The sequence below is a fragment of the Mycobacterium sp. IS-3022 genome (assembly GCF_001500065.1).
In the GTDB taxonomy this organism is placed as follows: domain Bacteria; phylum Actinomycetota; class Actinomycetes; order Mycobacteriales; family Mycobacteriaceae; genus Mycobacterium.
In genome coordinates, this window is record NZ_LQIN01000023.1 from 117,234 (window position 1) to 137,727 (window position 20,494).

22 protein-coding genes are annotated in these 20,494 nt (G+C 67.8%); 14 read left to right on the plus strand and 8 right to left on the minus strand.

Annotated features, from left to right (window positions below; all coding sequences use genetic code 11):
• The first annotated feature begins 21 nt into the window (after window positions 1-21).
• Window positions 22-804: a MarP family serine protease gene (locus AU188_RS14845; protein ID WP_059164459.1), complete on the plus strand. Its 783-nt coding sequence runs from the start codon at window positions 22-24 to the stop codon at window positions 802-804.
• On the opposite strand, the gene AU188_RS14850 is transcribed toward AU188_RS14845, so the two are convergent.
• Both AU188_RS14850 and AU188_RS14855 read right to left on the minus strand, forming a co-directional pair.
• On the minus strand, window positions 805-1,647 hold the full coding sequence (locus tag AU188_RS14850; protein ID WP_059164460.1) for a thioesterase family protein: 843 nt from the start codon (window positions 1,645-1,647) through the stop codon (window positions 805-807).
• Window positions 1,644-2,462, minus strand: a complete 819-nt coding sequence (locus AU188_RS14855; RefSeq protein ID WP_059164461.1) for an SMP-30/gluconolactonase/LRE family protein — start codon at window positions 2,460-2,462, stop codon at window positions 1,644-1,646. Before AU188_RS14855 ends, AU188_RS14850 begins: the two co-directional genes overlap by 4 nt.
• Before the next feature lie 81 nt (window positions 2,463-2,543).
• Between AU188_RS14855 and AU188_RS14860 the strand changes: the two genes are divergently transcribed.
• Genes AU188_RS14860 through AU188_RS14890 form a run of 7 tightly spaced genes read left to right on the plus strand, consistent with a single transcriptional unit; the run spans window position 2,544 to window position 9,339 of the window.
• Window positions 2,544-3,248: a hypothetical protein gene (locus tag AU188_RS14860; protein ID WP_059164747.1), complete on the plus strand. Its 705-nt coding sequence runs from the start codon at window positions 2,544-2,546 to the stop codon at window positions 3,246-3,248.
• Window positions 3,245-4,483, plus strand: a complete 1,239-nt coding sequence (locus tag AU188_RS14865; protein ID WP_059164462.1) for a cytochrome P450 — start codon at window positions 3,245-3,247, stop codon at window positions 4,481-4,483. Before AU188_RS14860 ends, AU188_RS14865 begins: the two co-directional genes overlap by 4 nt.
• Before the next feature lies 1 nt (window position 4,484).
• Window positions 4,485-5,453 (plus strand): zinc-binding dehydrogenase, encoded by a 969-nt coding sequence (locus AU188_RS14870; RefSeq protein WP_059164463.1) that lies wholly within the window; start codon window positions 4,485-4,487, stop codon window positions 5,451-5,453.
• On the plus strand, window positions 5,450-6,196 hold the full coding sequence (locus AU188_RS14875) for an HpcH/HpaI aldolase family protein (RefSeq protein WP_059164464.1): 747 nt from the start codon (window positions 5,450-5,452) through the stop codon (window positions 6,194-6,196). The genes AU188_RS14870 and AU188_RS14875 overlap by 4 nt, the downstream gene beginning before the upstream one ends.
• On the plus strand, window positions 6,193-6,921 hold the full coding sequence (locus AU188_RS14880) for an SDR family NAD(P)-dependent oxidoreductase (protein ID WP_059164465.1): 729 nt from the start codon (window positions 6,193-6,195) through the stop codon (window positions 6,919-6,921). Before AU188_RS14875 ends, AU188_RS14880 begins: the two co-directional genes overlap by 4 nt.
• Window positions 6,903-8,420: a flavin-containing monooxygenase gene (locus AU188_RS14885; protein ID WP_059164466.1), complete on the plus strand. Its 1,518-nt coding sequence runs from the start codon at window positions 6,903-6,905 to the stop codon at window positions 8,418-8,420. Before AU188_RS14880 ends, AU188_RS14885 begins: the two co-directional genes overlap by 19 nt.
• 4 nt (window positions 8,421-8,424) lie before the next feature.
• On the plus strand, window positions 8,425-9,339 hold the full coding sequence (locus AU188_RS14890; RefSeq protein WP_059164467.1) for an alpha/beta hydrolase: 915 nt from the start codon (window positions 8,425-8,427) through the stop codon (window positions 9,337-9,339).
• Window positions 9,340-9,341: 2 nt separating this feature from the next.
• On the opposite strand, the gene AU188_RS14895 is transcribed toward AU188_RS14890, so the two are convergent.
• On the minus strand, window positions 9,342-9,809 hold the full coding sequence (locus AU188_RS14895) for a polyketide cyclase (RefSeq protein ID WP_059164468.1): 468 nt from the start codon (window positions 9,807-9,809) through the stop codon (window positions 9,342-9,344).
• A 67-nt stretch (window positions 9,810-9,876) separates the two neighbouring features.
• Here AU188_RS14895 and AU188_RS14900 point away from each other — a divergent pair, with 67 nt between their 5' ends.
• Window positions 9,877-11,040 carry an acyl-CoA dehydrogenase family protein gene (locus tag AU188_RS14900; RefSeq protein ID WP_059164469.1) on the plus strand — a complete coding sequence of 388 codons (1,164 nt, stop codon included), beginning with the start codon at window positions 9,877-9,879 and terminating at the stop codon, window positions 11,038-11,040.
• Window positions 11,041-11,385: 345 nt separating this feature from the next.
• Here AU188_RS14900 and AU188_RS14905 read toward each other — a convergent pair whose 3' ends face one another.
• Entirely contained in the window at window positions 11,386-12,318 is a 933-nt protein-coding gene (locus tag AU188_RS14905) for an LLM class flavin-dependent oxidoreductase (protein ID WP_059164748.1), read from the minus strand.
• 117 nt (window positions 12,319-12,435) lie between these two features.
• Between AU188_RS14905 and AU188_RS14910 the strand changes: the two genes are divergently transcribed.
• Window positions 12,436-13,353, plus strand: a complete 918-nt coding sequence (locus tag AU188_RS14910) for an LLM class F420-dependent oxidoreductase (protein ID WP_059164470.1) — start codon at window positions 12,436-12,438, stop codon at window positions 13,351-13,353.
• Between the two features lie 38 nt (window positions 13,354-13,391).
• On the opposite strand, the gene AU188_RS14915 is transcribed toward AU188_RS14910, so the two are convergent.
• Entirely contained in the window at window positions 13,392-14,069 is a 678-nt protein-coding gene (locus tag AU188_RS14915) for a DUF427 domain-containing protein (RefSeq protein ID WP_059164749.1), read from the minus strand.
• Between the two features lie 104 nt (window positions 14,070-14,173).
• Here AU188_RS14915 and AU188_RS14920 point away from each other — a divergent pair, with 104 nt between their 5' ends.
• Window positions 14,174-15,601 carry a WS/DGAT/MGAT family O-acyltransferase gene (locus tag AU188_RS14920; protein WP_059164471.1) on the plus strand — a complete coding sequence of 476 codons (1,428 nt, stop codon included), beginning with the start codon at window positions 14,174-14,176 and terminating at the stop codon, window positions 15,599-15,601.
• 112 nt (window positions 15,602-15,713) lie between these two features.
• Complete coding sequence (locus AU188_RS14925) at window positions 15,714-16,286, plus strand: hypothetical protein (RefSeq protein ID WP_286137486.1); 573 nt, start codon at window positions 15,714-15,716, stop codon at window positions 16,284-16,286.
• Here the strand turns inward: AU188_RS14925 and AU188_RS14930 are convergent.
• Entirely contained in the window at window positions 16,283-16,537 is a 255-nt protein-coding gene (locus AU188_RS14930) for a DUF2631 domain-containing protein (RefSeq protein WP_059164472.1), read from the minus strand. The genes AU188_RS14925 and AU188_RS14930 overlap by 4 nt on opposite strands.
• 80 nt (window positions 16,538-16,617) lie before the next feature.
• On the opposite strand from AU188_RS14930, the gene AU188_RS14935 reads away from it, so the two are divergent.
• Window positions 16,618-17,451: a mycofactocin-coupled SDR family oxidoreductase gene (locus AU188_RS14935; RefSeq protein WP_059164473.1), complete on the plus strand. Its 834-nt coding sequence runs from the start codon at window positions 16,618-16,620 to the stop codon at window positions 17,449-17,451.
• 3 nt (window positions 17,452-17,454) lie between these two features.
• Here the strand turns inward: AU188_RS14935 and AU188_RS14940 are convergent, their stop codons facing one another.
• Window positions 17,455-18,747, minus strand: coding sequence for a cryptochrome/photolyase family protein (locus AU188_RS14940; protein ID WP_059164474.1), 1,293 nt, complete (start codon window positions 18,745-18,747; stop codon window positions 17,455-17,457).
• A 39-nt stretch (window positions 18,748-18,786) separates the two neighbouring features.
• Between AU188_RS14940 and AU188_RS14945 the strand changes: the two genes are divergently transcribed.
• Window positions 18,787-19,662 carry a TIGR03619 family F420-dependent LLM class oxidoreductase gene (locus AU188_RS14945; RefSeq protein ID WP_059164475.1) on the plus strand — a complete coding sequence of 292 codons (876 nt, stop codon included), beginning with the start codon at window positions 18,787-18,789 and terminating at the stop codon, window positions 19,660-19,662.
• Window positions 19,663-19,719: 57 nt separating this feature from the next.
• Here AU188_RS14945 and AU188_RS14950 read toward each other — a convergent pair whose 3' ends face one another.
• A complete protein-coding gene (locus AU188_RS14950; protein ID WP_059164476.1) occupies window positions 19,720-20,391 on the minus strand; it encodes a fasciclin domain-containing protein in 672 nt (223 codons plus the stop codon).
• Window positions 20,392-20,494: the final 103 nt, after the last annotated feature.

Consider the following 20,494-nt stretch of genomic DNA (forward strand, 5'->3'; position numbering starts at 1 on the left):
TGGGCAGCTATCGTTTCCGCCATGACGCCGAGAAGACTCGCGGTCTGCCTGCTCGCGATCGCCCTGTCGATCGGCGTGCCTGGCTGCGGCAGGTTCACTGAAACCCTGGACGTCGCCGTCGACGCCGAACCGACCGGTCCCGTCGCGATCGCCTCGGTCGCCGCACCCGACGCCGCGCTGGTCGACAACGCGGTCGTCGCCGAGGCCGCGCGCAGCGTCGTCAGGATCCAGACCATGGCGCCGTCGTGCCAGAAGACGCTGGCGGGCAGCGGAGTCGTCATCGCGCCCAACAAGGTGATGTCGGCCGCACACGCCGTCGCCGGCGGGGGCACGGTCAGCGTCTGGGTCGGCGATCGGGAACAGCCCGCCACCGTGGTGGTTTTCGACCCCTACATGGACATCGCGGTGCTCGACGTGCCCGACCTGCAGGCGCCGCCGCTGGCATTCGCCGACACACCGGCCATCACCGGCACCGACGCCGTGGTGCTCGGATACCCGGGTGGCGGGCCGTTCACGGCTACGCCCGCAAGGATCCGCGAGGTCATCGAGCTTCAGGGGCCCGACATCTACCGCACCACGACGTTGAAGCGTGAGGTGTACGTCATCAGGGGCGCGATCCGGCAGGGCGAGTCCGGGGGACCGCTGCTCGGACTCGACCGGCGCGTGCTCGGCATCAGTTTCGGGGCGGCGGTCGACGAACCCGACACCGGGTTCGTGCTCACCGCCAAGCAGATCTTCGCGCTGATGCTCGAGGGTGTCGGCGCGAGTCAGCCCGTCGAGACCGGCGCCTGCGTCGTCGCCTGATCACCGGCCGGGCTTGCTGTTTCCCACCCCAACTCCGCTCACGGACCGCACCAAGACCGACTGCTGGATGGCGCCGACAGCGCCGCGTTCGTCGAACAGAGTGCCGAGCGTGGTGCCGATACCGTCTGGCCCGTAACTGGTTTCGGCCCGGATGCCGATCCACTCACCGTCGGGGATACGGTGCACGTGCACGGCGAGGTCGGTGTTCATGAACGTCCACTTGCGAATGTCGAGTTTGGTGCCGATGCCGTTGGCGTCGTCGGCGACCGCGAACAGCCGCTCCAGCGGCGTCATGGTCTCACCGTTGACCAGGTCGACCTCGGGCCGGATCCATGACTCGCCGGGGCCGTCGTCCAGCGGCCTGGTCAGCCACCGCCAATCCAGGCTGTGGACGTAGTTGCGGTCCCAGTCCTTCTTCATGTCACGGCTTTTCGCCTCCGCGAGCGGACGCAGCGGAGGCGCCGGCGCATGCTGCACCGCGCGGGTGTCGATGGTCTTCAACCGCCACCCGCTGGCTCTGGCGACGGGTCGGGGCTCGCCGTCGGGGCGCTGGGCCAACAGCTCGGCACTGACCAGCTCGATCTGCCTGCCCGCGCGCTCGATTCGCGACCGGACCCACAGGTCTCCTTCGGCCGGAACACCGCCGAGCAGGTCGATCAGCACCCGGCTCAACCGGGTGTCCTCGCGGGTCTCGCAGCGCTCGAGCGCCCGCACCAGAAGCGCGGACACCGGCGCACCGTGCTGGATCGCGGCCGACCAGGTGCTGCGCACGAGATCGGTCGCGCGGAACCTCTCGCCGAGCGGATCGGTGTCGTCGACGAGTTCGTAGTAGGCGTCGGTCACGGCAGACCCGCTCCCGGGACGTCGACGGTCGTGGCATCGACGCGGGACAGCTTGGTGCCGATCAGCCGCTGCGGATACGCGTCGGTGCTGGACACCAGGAACAACGTGCGGCGTTCGGGTCCGCCGAGCGCGCAGGCGATCGCGATGCGCTCGCCGATGTCGATGCGGTCGGTGACGGTGCCGCCCTCGGTGATCCTCGCGAACCGATGAGCCAGCGTCATCGCCGTCCACACGCCGCCGTCGGCGTCGAGGCAGATGCCGTCCGGCGGCCCGTCGAGCCCGTCGGCGAACGTGCGGCGACCGGTCAGCGACCCGTCCGCGCCGATGGAGTACGCGGTCAGCCGCCTGCCGGTCGACTCCGCGACGATCAGCGTCGCGCCGTCCGGCGTGATCACCATGCCATTGGGGAACTCCAGGTCGACGGCCACGACGGTGGCCGAGCCGTCGGGGTCGAGTCGCACGATCACCCCACCTTCGCGGGCCTGTGACCCTACGTACGCGCGCCCACCGTCGTCGACGACCATGTCGCCGAGGCCGGCCGGCGCCGTGTCGGACAGATCGGCGACGGCTGCGACGTTCTCGCCGTCATAACGGAGCACTTGGCGCTTTTCGGTGGAGGAGATCAGCAGCGAACCGTCGGGGCGAAAGCCCAGGCCGGCGGGGGCGTGGCCGGGCAGCGGCAGCGTCGCCATGTCACCGTGCAGGTCGACGGTGTGCACCGCTTCGCCGAGCATGTCGGAGAACCAGAGCAGACCTTCGAACCACCGAGGCCCCTCGCCGAAGCAGAGCCCGTTCGCCAGCGGCGTCAACGTCATCCGGCCGCTGTCCTCACACCTTTACAAAACACGCGATAAGTGTCACGCTCGCAGGGTGCCACTGTCAAATGGGTGCAGGTCGTGAAGAAGTTCTACGGCCACACGCTGCTCTACTTGCATGAAACGATCACCCTCGGCTCGGCACGGGCCGAGCAATTCACCGAGGCGTTCAGCGACCTCTACCACCCGATGATGGCCGAACTCGGCGCGCGGCTGTTCGCGATCTGGGAGACGACGCCGTACAACGGGCATTGGCCGCAGGTCACGATCGTCTGGGAGATCGACCAGTTCGCCGACTACGCGCGTATCGGCAAGGCGCAGGCCCGGGGCGGCTCGCATGAGGCGGCGGCGGCGAAATGGTCGACGTTCCTCGCCGAGATCGGCGCGTCGGGCGAGGGCCGCATCATGTACGCGGGCAAGTACAACCGGACGCTGGCCCAGCTACGCGAGGCGAACTTCGGCGCCGGCCTGGTGATCCAGGAGATCATGCAGACCAAGCCCGGCCGGCAGGACGACTACATCCGGGAACTGGAACGCCTATACGTCCCGTGGTCCGAGCGCACCGGAAAGCGTTGGCTCGGTTCGTTCATCACCACGTTCCGCTTCAACGAGGTCATCCACTATTGGGCGCTGGACGGCGACTGGGACTGTTTCGCGAACCACTACCCGTCATGGAAAGACAGTCCGCCCGCCGAGATCGTCACCTGGATGAGCGTCGCACCCGCGTTGCGCGACGGCTGGGAAGATTCCATCCTGCAGGCCCTACCCCCCTCGCCGCTGCAATGAGGAGCCCAGTGCTGCAAGGCTTCTCCTACGACCCGTTCGACCCGGCGGTGATGGCCGACCCGCTCCCGTACTACCGGACGCTGCGCGATCGACATCCGGTGTACTACCTCGACAAGTGGGACACCTACGCGCTGTCGCGGTTCGACGACATCTGGCGGGTGTTGGAGGTCAACGACGGCACCTTCGTGGCGTCGGAGGGAACGCTGCCCGCCGCAACGGTTCTGGGGAAGCGCAACGACGGGCCCGTCCCCGACCCACCGCTGCACCCGATGCCGTTTCACGCGAATTTCGACACGCCGATCTACGACACCGTGCGCCGCTGCACCTCGCCCCCGTTGCGGCCGAGGTCGGTGGCCAAGCTGGCCGATCGCATCCGGACACTGGCCAACGAACGCCTGGACGAGCTTCTGCCGCGCGGAAATTTCGACCTGACCCAGGACTACGGCGGGATCGTCGCCGCGTCCGTGGTCTGCGAACTGCTCGGCCTGCCCGTCGATCTCGCGGCCGATGTGCTCGCCACCGTCAACGCCGGCAGCCTGGCACAGCCGGGAAGTGGCGTGGAGGTGGCCAACGCCCGGCCGGGCTATCTCGAGTATCTCGTTCCGATCGTCCAGCGCAGCCGCGGCGCAGCCGGCCAGAACCCGATCGCCGACAACCTGATCGGCTACCGCCTGCCGGACGGATCGGCGTTCAGCGACATCGAGGCCGCCACCCAGATGCTCGGAATATTCATCGGCGGAACCGAAACCGTGCCGAAGATCGTCGCCCACGGCCTGTGGGAACTGGGGCTGCGACCCGATCAACTGTCGGCCGTGCGCGCCGACCCGGACGCGAACGTGCCCGTGGCACGCGAGGAGATGATCCGCTACTGCGCACCGGCACAGTGGTTTGCGCGTACCGCTCGCAAGCCGTTCACGATCCACGACACCACGATTCGACCCGGTCAGCGAGTCATCGCCCTGCTGGCTTCGGCCAACCGCGACGAACGCGAATATCCCGATCCGGACGCGTTCATCTGGAACCGGCCCATCGAGCGGTTGCTGGCCTTCGGCCGCGGACAACACTTCTGCCTCGGTGTGCACCTGGCGCGGCTGGAGATCGGCATCCTGGTGAGCGAATGGCTCGACCGCGTCACCGAATGGCGCATCGACGACGCGGCCGCATCGCGGCCACCGTCGAGTTTTCAGTGGGGCTGGAACAGTGTTCCCGTCGAGGTCCAGGTGGAGGGCGTGTGAGATGTGGGCGTATCGACTGGTTGCGCCGTACACGTTGGAAAGAGCCGATATTGCGGAGCCGACACCCGAGTCGCTGGGCGACCGGCAGGTGCTGCTGCGGTTCGAGGCCGCCGGCGTCTGTGGCAGCGACCTGCCGCCGTTTCGCGGCGTGCGCGGCAAGATCCCCGGCGATCGGGGACCGAGCGCGGCAGAGATGCCCGGCTTTCCGATCCACGAGGTCGTCGGCGAGGTGGTCGCCAGCCGGCACCGCAGCCACGGCGTGGGCAGCCGCGTCGTCGGCTGGGCGTCGGGCTTCGACGGCTTGATGCAGTTCGTCGTCGCCGACGGTGACGGGCTCGCATCCTACGATCACAGTCTGAGCCCGCAGCATGCGGTCGCGCTGCAGCCGCTGGCGTGCGTGCTCTACGCGATCGAACAGTTGCCGAAGCTGAAGGGGCTGCACGTCGCGGTCATCGGCCAGGGGTCGATCGGCCTGCTGTTCTCCTACGCAGCAAAGGCTTTCGGTGCGCGCCGGGTGACCGGGGTCGATCCGGTCGACCGTGATGCGGTGGCCAAGGAGTTCGGCGTCGACACGATCGTGCGCGCCACCAGCGACCGCTGGGTGAGCCACCTCGAGCCCGGAGACCGGCCCGATGTGGTGATCGAAGCGGTCGGCCACCAGGTCGCCACCCTGAGCCATGCGGTCGAAGCCGCTGCCCCGGGAGGGACGGTTTTCTATTTCGGAGTGCCCGACGACGACAGCTATCCGATCAACATGCGCACCATGTTGCGCAACAATCTGACGCTCAAGTCGGGCGTGACACTCGACCGGCGACGCATGCTGACCGCGGCCGACGAGTTCGCCCGGCGCCATCGGGATCTGTTGCCCGCCTACGTGACTCACACGTTCGGTGTCGACGACGTCCAGGCCGCCTTCGAACTCGCGTGCCGGCCGGCGCCCGATCGCGTCAAGATCGCGATCGTCGAATGACCGCGAGCAAGCTGCAGGACGCCCTTGAGGCCAAGGAGCGGGCGTGGGGTGGGTGGGTCGTCGGCCCCACCATCATCGGCCCCCAGGAGTTCGCAGCGGCCGGGTACGACTACGTCGGGTTCGACATCCAGCACGGCTACCTCGACGACGCCGACGTCGCGCTGCTGCTGCGCCGGATGGAACACGTGCCGATCGCGACGGCGGTGCGGGTTGCTTCGACCGATCCGGCCCCGATCGGCCGGGTGCTCGACGCGGGGGCCGACGCCGTGATCGTGGCGATGGTCGATTCGGCCGAGCAGACCGCCGAGTCGGTCGCCGCGACACGCTACGGCCCTGCGGGCGTGCGCAGTTACGGACCGCTGCGGGCGGACCTCGGCCGCGAGCCCGCCGAACACGAAGCGCGGGTGGACGTTTTCGTGATGATCGAGAGCGCGCAGGCGCTGGCGACGGTCGACGAGATCTGCGCCGTACCGGGTCTGGCCGGCGTCTATGTCGGACCGGCGGATCTGGCGCTGTCGCTCGGACACCGGCCCGCGGAAGCCTGGACCGCTCCGGTGGTGCAGGACGCGATCGCACGAATTGCGGACAGCGCCACGGCAGCCGGGCGGATCGCGGGCATCCATGCCGGAGCCGGAAAGCCGGCGAAGATGGCCGCCGAGTTGGGTTTTCGGATGCTGACGCTCGCGTCGGAGTCCCAGGCGCTGCGCCACGGCGCGGCGGAGATGCTGCGGGAGGCGCGATGACCTCGACGGACCGCGTGGCCCTGGTGACGGGCGCCGCGCGGGGACAGGGTGCGGCGATCCTGCGACGACTGCGCGAGGACGGGGTTCGCGTCGGCGCCTGTGACGTGCGAATGGACGAGTTGCACGCGAACGTCGATGCGCTCGGCGACGACGGCGTCATCGCCGTCCCGCTCGATGTGACGTCGCCCGAGCAGTGGGCGACCGCGGTGCAAACCGTCGTCGCTCGCTTCGGCGCCCTGACCACGCTGATCAACAACGCCGGCGTGCTGCACCGCGCGGCGCTGGAGAAGGAAACTCCCGAGGGCTTCGAGGGCAGCTGGCGGTTCAACTGCCTCGGCCCGTTCCTGGGAATCCAAGCGGCACTTGCGCATCTGCGCCGAGCCGACGGTGCGGCGATCGTCAACACCGTGAGCACCGGTGCGATGCGGCCCTTCCCGAACCACGCCGCCTACGGCTCGTCGAAGTGGGCGCTGCGGGGGCTCACCCAGATCGTCGCGGCAGAACTGGCCCCCACGGGGATCCGCGTCAACGCGGTGTTCCCCGGCCCGATCGAGACGCCGATGCTCGATGAAACGACCCAGAGCAGGCTGGCCGCCACGTTCGGCCGCCTCGGCAAGCCGGTCGAAGTGGCCAACGTCGTCTCCTTCCTCGTATCCGACCACGCGTCGTTCATCACCGGCGCCGAACTCGTCGTGGACGGAGGGCAATGCCTGCGACTCGGATGACGCGTGGGATGACGATCGGCATCGTCGGCGCCGGACCTGGCGGGCTCGCACTGGGAATCTTCCTACGTAAGGCCGGGTTTCGTGATTTCACGATATTCGACAGAGAGGACGGTGTCGGCGGTACCTGGCGGATCAACACGTATCCGGGTCTGGCCTGCGATGTGAAGTCGCATCTGTATTCCTACTCCTTCGACCTCAACGCGGAGTGGTCGCGGCTATGGTCCGGGCAGCGCGAGATTCTCGAGTACTTCGAGCGTTGCGCGCAGCGCTATCGGCTCGGGCCCAACCTGAAGCTGAACACCGAGATCACCTCGGCGCACTGGAGCGACGACGCCTGGCGGCTGACCACCGCCACGGGCGAGCAGTACACGTTCGACGTGGTCGTCTCGGCGATCGGCCTGTTCACCCGTCCCGTGATGCCCGACCTGATCGAGGAGGAACCGTTCGCCGGCACTGTGATGCACACGGCGCGCTGGGACCACGCCGTCGACCTCACGGGTAAGCGGGTGGCGGTACTGGGCACGGGTTCGACAGCGGCCCAACTTATGCCGGAGGTCGCCAAGGTGGCCGAGAAGGTGTATTCGGTGCAACGTTCACCGACGTGGATCCTGCCCAAACCCGACCGCCCGTATACCGAGCGGGAGAAGTGGGTGTTCCGCCACATCCCGTTGGCGAAGAAGATCTACCGGACGCGGCTGTGGCTGCGCAGCGAGTCGAACATCTCGGTCATCGAGCACGGCAGCGACAAGACCCAGGAGTTCAAGGGCATCGCGCTCAAGCTGCTGGAGGCCACGGTGGCCGATGACGACCTGCGGCGCAAGCTCACCCCGGACCATCCGTTCGGATGCAAGAGGCTGGTCTTCGCCAACGACTACCTGCAGACGCTCACCCGAGCGCACGTCGAGGTGATCGCCAGCCCCGCACGGGCTTTGCGCGCCAACACGCTGGTGACCCAGGACGGCACCGAACTCGACGTCGACGCGGTGCTCTGCGCGACGGGGTATGCCGCCGCCGACTACCTCGGCCAGATCGAGGTCGTCGGCGAGAACGGGACGACACTGCGCGAGACCTGGAGCGACGGGGCGTACGCGTACCTCGGGATGGCGGTGCCCGGCTTCCCGAACTTCTTCATGCTGTACGGCCCCAACACGAACGTCGGCTCCAACAGCGTCATCTTCATGCTGGAGGCGCAGGCCCACTACATCGTGCGTGCACTGAAGTACCTACGGCGCAAGGGCAAGTCGTATGTGGCGGTGCGGCCGCACTCAATGGCGGCTTACCTCGCCGACATCGACCGCGCGATGGCGGGCACGGTCTGGCTGACCAGGTGTAGCAACTACTTTCGCGCGGCCAACGGTCGCGTCGTCACCCAGTGGCCGCGCAGCGCACGCGCGTTCTGGACCGTGACGCGGCGCTTCAAGGCCTCCGATTACACCTTCGACCCGCCCGGGCGCTCCAGCGTCGGCCAGGCCGAAACCCAGACGGTGGCGAGACGCTGACGCCGTGACCATCGCCGAGCGACTCGACCCCGCGCTACGCCACCTCGCCGATGCGCGCACCGATCTGTCGCCCGGGCTTCTCGGCGTCGTCCGCGACTCGCTGAACCAGCGCCGGGCCGAAACGGTCAAAGCGGTCAACGACATCGGCGTCGAGATCGAGAATCGGGTCGCTCACTCGGTTCCGGTGCGGATCTACCGCGGCGCGCCCGCGCCTGCACCCGCAGTGATCTATTGCCATGCAGGCGCATTCGTGATGGGCAACCTCGACACCGACCATCTGCAATGTGTCGAGTTCGCCAGGCGCGGCGGCTGCACGGTGATCTCGGTCGACTACCGGCTGGCGCCCGAACATCCGTATCCCGCTGCCTTGGACGACGCGCTGACCGTGCTGAACTGGGCGGTGGAGTGCGCGGCGGAACTCGGAATCGATGCCGCCAGGCTGGCGGTCGCGGGAAGCAGCGCAGGCGCCGCACTGGCCACGGGGCTCGCACAGCGCTCGGCAGCGGCAGCGGCACCGCCGGTGGTGTTTCAGCTGCTGCATCAACCCGTGCTCGACGACCGGCCCACCGACTCCAAGAAGGAGTTCGACACGACGCCGGGCTTCGACGGACCGGCGGCCGAGTTGATGTGGCGTCATTATCTGGGGGACACGGCCGCGTGCGCCGCTTCGGTGCCGGGCCGGGTCGCCGAGTTGTCCGGCGTGGCAGACGCGTTCGTCAGCTGTTCGGACCTCGACCCGCTGCGCGATGAAGCGGTGGACTATGCGCTGCGGCTGATGCGCGCCGGGGTCGCGACCGAACTGCACGTGTTCGGTGGCACCTGTCACGGGTTCGACTCGCTGCTGCCGGAGTGGGAGACCAGCGTCCGGCTGTTCGAGCTCCAGGGGGCGGCGTTGCGACGCGCGCTGCACCGGGCGTGAACTCAGCCGAGTTCGCGGGCTATCGCGGCGTGATAAGCGTCGATGTGCGCCGGATTGACCGTCCGGAAGAAACCGTCGGGCAGCGGCGCGTGCCGGTACGCCTCGATCGTCATCGTCCGGGTGAACAGCGTGACGTCGGCGCCCGGTCGGGTGAAGTGGTACTGCACGGTGATGCGGCCCTCCATGCCGCCGTTGCCGTCGCGGTCGTGTCCGAGCCGGCCGACCGAGTTGAACACCCACATGGACGGCCGCATCGCGATCGCGAGGTGCCAGGTGAAGATGCGGTCACCGTCGGGGCCCGTCTCGTTCCAGGTATCACCGACCTTGAGCGGCAAGGCGTCCGGGAGCCCGCCGATGTTGACGCTGCTGGGATAGGTTCTGGGCCAGTTCGCCGGGTTGGTGACGAAGTCGTAGACGGTCTCGGGCGCGTGCGGGAACGCGGTTTCCGAGCTTGTGGTGACGACGCCCAAGGTGCTGCCTTCCGTTCGGATCTCGGCCAGACTTTACAACTAACCGCAATAGTGTCACGGTGTCCAGGTGGACTTCTCCCGCGTACAGCTGAGCGTGGACGACCGGGCGTTCCGCGACGAGCTCCGTAGTTTCCTGCGTTCCGTCGTGACCGACGAGGTCATCCGACGGGATCGCGAGACGGGTGAGAACTTCGACGAGGAAGTGCATCTCGCTCTCGGGGCGGCGGGCTATCTCGCCGCCGATTTCAAGGACGAGTCCGGGGGCGGTTTCAGCGTGGTGCGCCGCCGCATCTGGGAACTGGAGATCGGCCGCGCCCACACGCCGTGGTTCCACTGGGGCACGACGGCCATGGTCGCGCGCTGCGTACAGCAGTTCGGCTCGCCGCAGCTGCAACAGGAGGTGCTGCCGAAAGTGCTGTCGGGGCACTATCGGCTGTGCCTCGGGTACACCGAACCGGAGGGCGGTTCGGACGTCGCGACCTGTAAGACCCGCGCCGTGCGTGAGGCCTCCGGAGACGCATGGATCATCAATGGCGCCAAGATGTTCACGTCGAACGCGCAGAACGCGCAGTACGTCTTCCTGATCACCAATACCGACCCCGATGCGCCCAAGCACCAGAGCCTGACCATGTTCCTGGTGCCGCTCGCCTCGCCGGGCGTCGAGATCCAGCCGATTCGCACCGTGGACGGCGATCGCACCAACATCACCTACTACAGCGACGTCCGGGTCGACGACAGGTACCGGATCGGTGACGTCAACGGCGGCTGGTCGGTGTTGCGCGAGGCGCTCAACGCCGAGCATGGCACCGTCGAGCGTGACGACGAGGGACTGCAGAAGCTGGCGGCGATGAGCGAGCATCTGCTGTTGCTGGCAGAGGCGGTGGACCGCGTCGCGGCGGTGGCGGGCGACGAGGACTCCGCCAGGTATCGCCTCGGCCGCGCGGTCGCCCGGACGGAGGCGGCGGCGAGCACGCCGGAGATGTACGGCCGGGTGGCGATCGCGCAGACGATGCGCGACGTGGCCCCGGAGCTGATGGACCTGCTCGGCGCGGCCGCGGTCCTGCCTGTAGGTGTCGACGGCGCCGCCGACGACGGGGGAGCGGAGTACATGTTCCGGTTGGCCGGGCCGACCGGGATCTACGGCGGCACGCTCGAGGTGTTCCGCAACATGATCGCTCAGCAGGCGTTGGGGCTCGGCCGGCCGGCGTATGCGCCGCCGGTGAAACGCTAGCGCCGCGCTTTGAGCCGCGCGGTGGCTCAATTTTGCGCTGAAGATTGTGATTTCGTGGCATGAACAGCCGCCAGTGCAATAGCGAGCGCTGAGACCCGTCGGTGAACGCGAGTGTCGTGAGTCATTAGTTCGGGCGCAGAATTTGGGGTGCTCGTGCGCACGCACGGGGCCGGGGGTGCTGGTCTGCGAAATGGTCCTAGCGCCGAGATTGCATTCAGGGTTGTGCTGATCTGAGAAAACGACCACAGCCGTGTGTGCAATCTCGAGCATAGGAAGCCGAAAACGGACCACACCGAACTCGCGAACCTCGAATTCTCACCGACGACGAAGTAACGACCCAGGACACTAGAGCCGGGCGATCACCCCGGAAGCCAACAGGTTCAGCGTCTGATCGGAGCCGCGGTCGTGGGTGAACAGCACGATCTGGCCGAAACCCTGCGACTGCAGTTCGTGGATGCGGTCGACGACCATCGGCGGTGTGCCGACCAGCCCCGCTTCGGTCAGCCCGAACGCCGATGAGCCGAAACGCTTCTCGGCGAGCCGGCGCACCTCCGGCAGCGACGCGTCGTCGGGTGCCAGCGCCATCACCGCCTCGACCGACAGCACGATGGTCGACGGATCGCGGCCGATGTCCTCGCAGATGGCCCGTAGCGCCGCCACTTTGGACTGCAGTGCACCGAGCGCATAGGTGGGCACGTTCCACACGTCGGCGTAGCGGGCGACCAGCGGCAGCGTGTACTTCTCGCCGACACCGCCGACCACGATCGGCGGCCTCGGCTGCTGGACCGCGCCCGGTATCACGGGAAAATCCGTGACCGTGAAGTGCTTGCCGGTGAAGTCGATTCGCCCGTCGGCGAAGGCCTGGGTCAGGATCTCCAGTGTCTCGCCGAGCCGTTCAGAACGCTCGCGGAAGGATCCCCAGGGCAATCCGACCCGGTCGTGCTCGTCCTCGATCGACCCGCTGCCGAGTCCGAGCTGCAGCCGGCCCGCAGAGATCTGGTCGAGCGTGGTGACCATCTTGGCCAGCACCGCCGGATGACGAAACTGGTTGCACAGCACCATATGTCCGATCCGGATGCGCTCGGTATTGCTGAGCAGCGCCGTCGCCAGCGTCCATGCCTCCAGCGACGGGTAGTCGGGTGCGCCCGGTCCGTACAGATGGTCGTAAAGCCACAGCGAGTCGATGCCGAGTTCCTCGCACCGCCGAGTGCGGTGCAACATCTGCTCGTAGGTGAAGCCCATCTGCGGCAGGTAGACGCCGATCTCGGGCTTCGTCAGTCCGGCGTGAGTCACGTCCGCAGTCCAATCGTCGGCAACGCTGTACTTTCCGCGATTCGCATGGTAACGACATTCTCAGAAATCGAGAAGAATGTTCTAGGACGGGACGATACTCATATGCGGTTCACCTTCACGCACCCGATGCACACTCACCCGTACAACCCGGAATTGGTCACCGGTAAGGGGATTGCGACGGTCGCGGCGGCCGCAGAGGCCGCGGGTTTTGACGGATTCGGCTTCACCGACCATCCCGCGCCGACGCAGCGCTGGCTCGAGGCCGGCGGACACGACGCCGTGGACCCGTTCGTGGCGATGGGTTATGCCGCCGCGACCACGACCACCCTGCGGCTCATCCCGAACATCGTCGTGCTGCCCTACCGCAATCCGTTCGTCGTCGCCAAGGCCGGGGCCACGTTGGATCTGCTGTCGGAGGGCCGGTTCACGCTCGGCGTCGGCGTGGGCTATCTCAAACGTGAATTCGCCGCGCTGGGAGTCGATTTCGAGGAACGGGCCGCGCTGTTCGAAGAAGCGCTGGAGGTGATCCGCGGAATCTGGACCACCGACGACTACTCGTATCAGGGGCGGCATTTCACCGCCAGCGGGATCACGGCGCATCCCCGGCCGGTCAGCCATCCGCATCCGCCGATCTGGATCGGCGGCAACACCACCGCCGCCCGCAAGCGCGTTGTTGCCTACGGCGACGGATGGTGTCCGTTCCCGGCGCCTGCGCTGCTGGCACAGACGGCTCGGACCGCGACGATGGACACCGAGACCCTCGCTTCCGGAATCGATGATCTCCGTCGCCGGTTCGACGAGGCCGGCCGCGACTGGTCGCGCATCGACATCACGTTCACCAACCCGGAGGGCGGCAGTCCGGGTAGCGACGATTTCAAAGCCGACGCATACCTCGCCGGCCTGGAGAAGCTGGCCGCGACAGGCGTGACGTGGGTTCAGGTCGGCCTGCCCGGCGACAGCCTCTCCCATGTGCTGGAGACCATCGAGCGGTTCGGCAAGTCGGTGATCGCGGCGGCCTGACCGTCGCAGTCGCCGAACGTGATCGTCGGCTGGGCGACTCAGGTGCCGGGGAGTTCCGCCAGTACCTCCGCGCGGCCGGCGTCGAAGCTGAGGAAACCCTTCAGGGGCAGTGTTTCCGGCGGGGGATCCGGATAACTCCACGCGACGTCGTCGACCACCGCGTCGCCGACGGCCGCCGACCAGTACGTCGCGTATCCCTTGTAGTTGCAGTAGCTGGTCGACTGCGATGGCCGCAGCAGGTCGGTCCGCACGTGCGATGGATCGACGTAGAGGCGCGGTTCCAGCGACGTCTCGAAGACGATCACCGTCTCGGTCGTGTCGACCAGCGGCTCGCCCGCCACCGTCACGCGTAACCGACGACTTGTCGGTCGACAGTCCACCCGGTGATACGGGTTGGGCGGGTAGTGCACCAGCGTGCGGCCCTCTTCCAGCCAGGCGTCGACCGCGTCCCACGGGACCCGGACGAATCCGGGTGCCTCCGGAACGGCTTCCCCCGGGAGGTCGCCGACCTCGCCGACCGGAAACGCATAGCTGAGCGGGTGGTCGCGCCGGTGCACCATCAGCGCCCGCTCGGTATCGATGACGAGGCGGCCGTCGCGAAAAGCCTGCACGCGTCGCGGATGGGGCTCGATGAACACCACTTCGGCGGGCAGCGGCGGCGTGAACCAGCCCACCGGATCTTTGCTCAGCGGGCCGCGGGCGGCGACGAGACTCATGGCGCACAGCTTGACAAATCTCGGCGGCAGCGTCACTTCTTCACCGAACTTGCGTGGAAATGCGGGCAATTGGGAAACCGGTAGCAGCAAGCGCGAGGGGTGAGATGAAGCGACTCAACGGCGTGGACGCGTTGATGCTCTACAGCGAGACGCCCGAAATCCACATGCACACGCTCAAGATCGGCATCCTCGACGTGTCGGGCGTCGACGGCTACAGCTTCGACATGTTCCGAGAGGTGGCGTATCCGCGGTTGATGGCGCTGTCGGCCCTGCGCTATCAACTCGTCGACATCCCGCTGAAGCTGCACCATCCGATGTGGTGGGAGAACCCCGACATCGACCTCGACTACCACCTCCGGAGGGCGCGTGTGCCGTCGCCGGGTGGGCGCCGCGAACTGGACAACCTGATCGGCGAGATCGCCGGCACGCCGTTGGACCGCAGCCGACCGCTGTGGGAGATGTACGTCGCCGAGGGGCTGGCCGACGATCGCGTCGCGATCATCCACAAGGTGCATCACGTGCTCGCCGACGGCGTCGCATCGGCGAACCAGATCGCCAAGGCCTTCGAACCCGGTGAGCCGTCGCCGGTCAGGGCCGTTCCCGACCCCGCCGCGCGCACCACCGCGCAACTGCTCAAAGCCGCCGGCCGCGACCACGCGCACCTCATCCGCCGGCTGCCCAGGCTGATCAACGAGACCGCCGCCGGGGTGTCGCGGGTGCGCAGGCGGGCCAGAGAGCGGGGTCGGCATCCCGATCTGGCCCGCAACTTCGCCCCGCCGCGGACCTTCCTCAACCACGTGGTGTCGCCGGGCCGGCGGTTCGCGACCGCACCGTTGAACCTGGCGGAGGTCAAGCAGACCGGCAGACAACTGGGCGTGACGCTCAACGACGTCGTGTTGGCCACCGCCGCGGGCGCGTTGCGCAAACTGCTGCTGCGCTACGACGGGTGCGCCGACGCCCCGCTGATCGCGGGCGTCCCCGTGAGTACCGACCCGTCGCCAGATCGGTTGACCGGCAACGAGTTCACGTACATGATGCCGTCACTGCCGGTACACATGCCCGATCCGCTGGAACGGGTCCGGCTCACGTCGGTCGCGACGAGAATCGCCAAGGAGAGCCACCAGCTGCTGGGGCCGACGGTGCTGCCGGCGTGGATGTCCTACCTGCCGCCGGCGTTGGCCCCCCGATTCTTCCGGATGCAGGCCCGCCGGATGGAATCCGGCGCGGTGATGAATCTGACCATCTCCAACGTGGCGGGCCCCCGCGAACGCGGACACGTCGCCGGCGGCGTCGTCAGCGAGATCTATTCGGTCGGACCCGTCGTCACCGGTAGTGGAATGAACATCACCGTGTGGAGCTACGTCGACCAGCTCGCCATCTCCGTGCTGACCGACGACCGCACGCTCGACGACCCGCACGAGGCGACCGACGCGTTGTTCGAGGCGTTCGCCGAGATACGCCGCGCCGCCGGCCTCCCGGGCGAGCCGGCCGCCGTGGATTCGGCGCTTCCGCTGGCCGGCGCGGCGCGCTGAGCGGCCTTGGCCCGGCCAAACCGAACCTTTACAGATCGACACAATAGTGTCACGCTCTATGCGTGCCGTGACAGCCCCTAGTCCGGCTCGCTGATCTGATCGGATGGGAACTATGCCAACTCGACTGCCGACTCGACCCCTCACCGATGACTACGTGTTGGCCGACGAAGCGCGGGCCGCCGAGGGCCGCATCAACCAGCATCAGCTCACCATCCTGGCCGCGAGCCTGGCTGACGTGGTCGGGATGGCGGGCGGTTGGCTGTTCGACCGGGCGCGGGCGGGGTGGGATGTCAGCGTCCGGGTCGAGGGCTGCCGGGATCGGCGGCCGCTGATGATCCTGGGCGCAAACGTTGTCGACGAGTCCACCGAGACCGTCCTGTCCGACCTGCCCCCGGGGGTCGCGCTGGCGGTCAGCGCGCAACTGCTGAGCGACGATCCGCACGTGCGCGCCCAAGTCTTCGAGCTGGTGAACAATGGCGACACCGAGGTGATGGCGTGGGGCGATGTCTGGCCGGCGCAGCTCGGCGGTCACGTCGACGCCACCGACCACCGGTTGAGCGTCGCGGCGCGCGCGTTCAAGGCCCGGGCGCTGGCCGCCGCCGAATTGGCCCCGACTGTCGGCGCCACGGAGACGCTCTTCGACCTGGGGACCGAGTCGTCGTTGCGGCCGTTGTGCCCGGTTTAGCGGATCCAGCCGCGCCGGCGCAGCCACCAGTCACGGATGACCGCGGCGACGATCAGCGCGGCGAACCCGATCAGAAAGAAGTCCTCGACGTGGCCGACGTGGTTGCCGTGGATCAGGGCCAGCAGGAAGAGGGCCGCCAGCAGTCCGCCGATGTGGAAGAACTTCGGGTTCTCCTTCGACCAGCCCCATTCCGCGGACGGCACGTCTTCGACGTCGACTCCGGTGTGTCGCTGCACCTCGGTGCTGGCCACGGCTGCTCCTCACGGTCGGGCTTGGTACTGGCCCACATTCTGGCATAGGCCTACTACGCGCGGCCGTAGGGTGATGCCTCATGACGAATCAGTTCGACGGCAAGGTCGCATTCATCACCGGCGCGGCGCGGGGGCAGGGTCGTGCGCACGCGGTCCGATTCGCCGAGGAGGGCGCCGACATCATCGCGGTCGACCTCTGCGAGCAGATCGGCAGCGTCGCCTACCCGATGGCCACTCCGGAGGACCTCGACGAGACCGTCAACCTGGTGGAGAAGACCGGCCGCAGGATCGTGGCCGAACGCGGAGACGTCCGCGACCTCGAGCGGCTGCAGGAGATCGTCGCGCACGGCGTCACCGAACTGGGCCGCCTCGACTTCGTGCTCGCCAACGCAGGCGTACTGCCGGCCATGGGCGAGCATCGCGGCGAGGTCGCGGCGTTCGTCGACGCGGTGGACGTGATGCTCAAGGGTGTGCATTTCACGATCGAGGCCGCGTTACCGGCGATGCTGGCGCACGGCGACGGCGGAGCGATCGTCATCACCAGCAGCGCAGCCGGATTGAAGTCCGTCAGCCCCGGGGTGGACACGATGAGCCACGGCGCGGCCGGTTACAACGCCGCCAAACACGGTGTCGTCGGCCTGATGCGGTACTACGCAACGTCTTTGGCGGAGCGAAACGTCCGGGTCAACTCCGTGCATCCGGGCGGGGTCGCCACGCCGATGATCCTCAACGACGCGGTCGCGGGCTACCTGACGGAGCACCCGAAATTCGGGGAATCGCAGATTCCGCTGCTGCCGGACGGGCTGGTGACACCGGAGGCCGTCAGCGACGCAATGGTGTATCTGTGCGGCGCGTCGGGCCGATACCTGACCGGGGTCGCGCTGCCGGTCGACGCCGGCCTGGCTGTCAAGTAGGCCTCAGTCAAGCGCGGCGTACCGGCGCAGCGCCTCCTTGCGCTCGGCCGCGTGATCGACGATCGGGGCGGGGTAGTCGGCGTCGTCGATCTCGGACACCCAGCGCTGTACGTAGCTGCCGTCGGGATCGAATTTGGCACCCTGGGTGATCGGATTGAAGACGCGGAAGTACGGCGCGGCGTCGGTCCCGGTGCCCGCCGCCCACTGCCAGCCATGCTGGTTGTTGGCCATGTCGCCGTCGACCAACTGATCGAGGAACCAGCGCGCCCCCCACTGCCACGGCAGGTGCAGGTCCTTGACCAGGAACGAGGCGACGATCATCCTGACCCGGTTGTGCATCCAGCCGGTCTGGGCGAGTTGACGCATGCCGGCATCGACGATGGGAAAACCCGTGCGACCGGCCTTCCACGCCTCGAACCGCTTCTCGGCCTGCGGTCCGTCATCCAGCTCCATCGCGTCGAAAGATGAGTTCCAGTTCCACCAGAGGCTGTGCGGCCACTCGTTGAGTACCGCGGCGTAGAAGTCGCGAAAAGCCAACTCCCGCAGGTACGCCTGCGCCCCCTTGCCGCGTCCGATGTCGACCGCCATGGTGCGCGGATGGATCGCGCCGAACTTCAAGTGCGCCGACATCCGGCTGGTGGTGTCCAGGTCGGGGCGGTTGCGGTCGTCGGCGTAACCGGCAAGCCCGTTGTCCACGAACGTCTTCCACTGCTTGCGGGCGGCTGTCTCACCCGCAGGTGGATCGAGTTCGGCTCCGGTATCGGGGATTTCCACTGCGCCGGACACCTCGGCCGGGTCGAGCCAGCGCGCCGACGTGGGCCCCGTTTTGGCGGGCAGGCGCCAGCCGTGGTCGCGCCAGGCCCCGTAGAACGGGGTGAACACCTTGTACGCGGTGCCGTCCGGTTTGGTGATCCGACCGGGCGAAACCAGATACGGCGAGCCCGACGCTACCAGCGGCACCTCGCCGAGCGCCGCCCGAACCGCGTCGTCGCGCCGCCGGCCGAACGGCGAGTAGTCCGCGGAGATGTGTACTGCGGATGCCCCGATGGCCTTGGCCGCCAATGGTATTCGCTGTTCCGGTCGGCCTCGTGTGACCAGCAGCCTGCCGTCGAGATTGTCGCGGAGATCGCGTAACGCGTCGTAGAGGTACTGCAGTCGGCGGGCTCCAGCCGACGCTTCGAGCCGGGGGTCGAGGACGTAGCAGGGGAGGACCTCGCCGTCGGCGGCGGCCGCGTCGAGCAGCGGCGGCAGGTCGTGCAACCGCAGATCGCGACGAAACCACAACAACGCGGGCATGGCATTGATGCTGCCCGCAATTCGCGATAGAGAAACAGGATGGAGTTCTGGTCGGGCACCGCGTTCATGAAAACGTCAGAAATTCTCGGTCTCGCGCGCACCTTCGACGAGGCCGGCTACGACGGGATGGTCTGCTCGGACCACATGATCTATCCGCGCGAGCTCACCTCGCCGTATCCCGACTCGCCGAACGGTAAGCCGATGTGGGCGCCCGAGACCGCCTGGCCGGACTGCTGGGTGCAGATCGGCGCGATGGCCGCGGTGACGAGCCGGTTGCGGTTCTCCAACGCCGTCTACGTCGCGCCGGCGCGTCCGCTGCTGGAGGTGGCCAAGCAGGTCGCGACGGCGTCGGTGCTGTCCGACGGGCGGGTGTCGCTGGCCGCGGGCGTCGGCTGGATGCGCGAGGAGTACGAGTTGATGGGCCAGGACTTCGGCACCCGCGGCAAGCGCCTCGACGAGATGATCCCCGCTCTGCGGGCGCTGTGGCGGGGCGGCTGGGTGTCGTGGAGCGGTGAGCACTACCAAGTGCCGGAGATGATGATCGAACCCCATCCCGTCGCGCCGGTGCCGATTCTGTGCGGCGGAGAGTCGGAGGCGGCGCTCCGTCGCGCAGCACGACTCTGTGACGGCTGGGTGGGGTACGCCTACAAGTGGGACGACGCCGTGGGTTACGCGCAGAAGTTGCGCTCGCTGCTGCGCGAGTACGGCCGCGAGGGCGAGGCTTTCGCCATCATGCTGGCACTGCTGGAACCACCGTCGCCGGACCTGTACAAGCGGGCCGGGGACGCCGGGATCACCGCGGTCATGTGCAGCCCGTGGATGGGCATGGACCTGCCGTCCGGTGGTGGCGTCGAGCGCTACAAGGAGCCCATCGAGCGGTTCGCCGAGAACATCATCGCGAAGGTGCGGTCATGAGGGAGGGCAGCCCGGCTCGGGGTATCGGGCTGCCCTCCAGTCCTATTGTGGCGCAGATCAATTCATCGGCGGCATCAGCACCGCGTCGATGAGGTAGACGGTCGCGTTGGCGGTGCGCACGCCACCGCAGACCACGTTGGCGTCGTTGGCCTTGATGGCCTCACCGCCGCCGGTGACGTCGACCTCGGCGCCCTGCACCGTCTTGTGCGTGCCGATCACCTGCGCCGGATCCGCCTGGCCGGGCACCACGTGATAGGTCAGGATGCTCGTCAGCAGATCCGAGTCGGTCTTCAGCGTCTCGATGGTCGCCGGATCGAGCTTTGCGAATGCGTCGTCGGTCGGGGCGAACACCGTGAACTGGCCGCTGTCGAGGGTTTCGACGAGGTTCACGTTCGGGTTCAACTTGCCCGACAGCGCCGAGGTCAGCGTGGTCAGCATCGGATTGTTCGCCGCGGCGACCGTCACCGGATCCAGCGCCATCCCCGACACCGATCCCGGCCCCGTGGGGTTCTGGGCGGCGTAGTCGGCACAGCCGGGACCGACCAGTCCGGCAGCCGGGTCCATCGGCCGATCCATCGGGGTGGGCGCGACGCTGGTCGCACCGGTAGTGGTCCCCGCGGCTGCGGTCGGCGCGGGGCTGGTGGTGTCGTTCGAACACGCCGAGAAGGTCAGGATCGCGGCCGCGGCAACCCCCACCGCCGTGACGGACTTGCGGAACTCGATATTCATGCGCTGCTCCCTTGTCGCGGACGGGTCGGTGCCGCCCTCTGCTGTGACACCGGAGGATTCGGATCCGTGTCGCAGCTCGGATGGATCACGTCAGGTTTGCGTC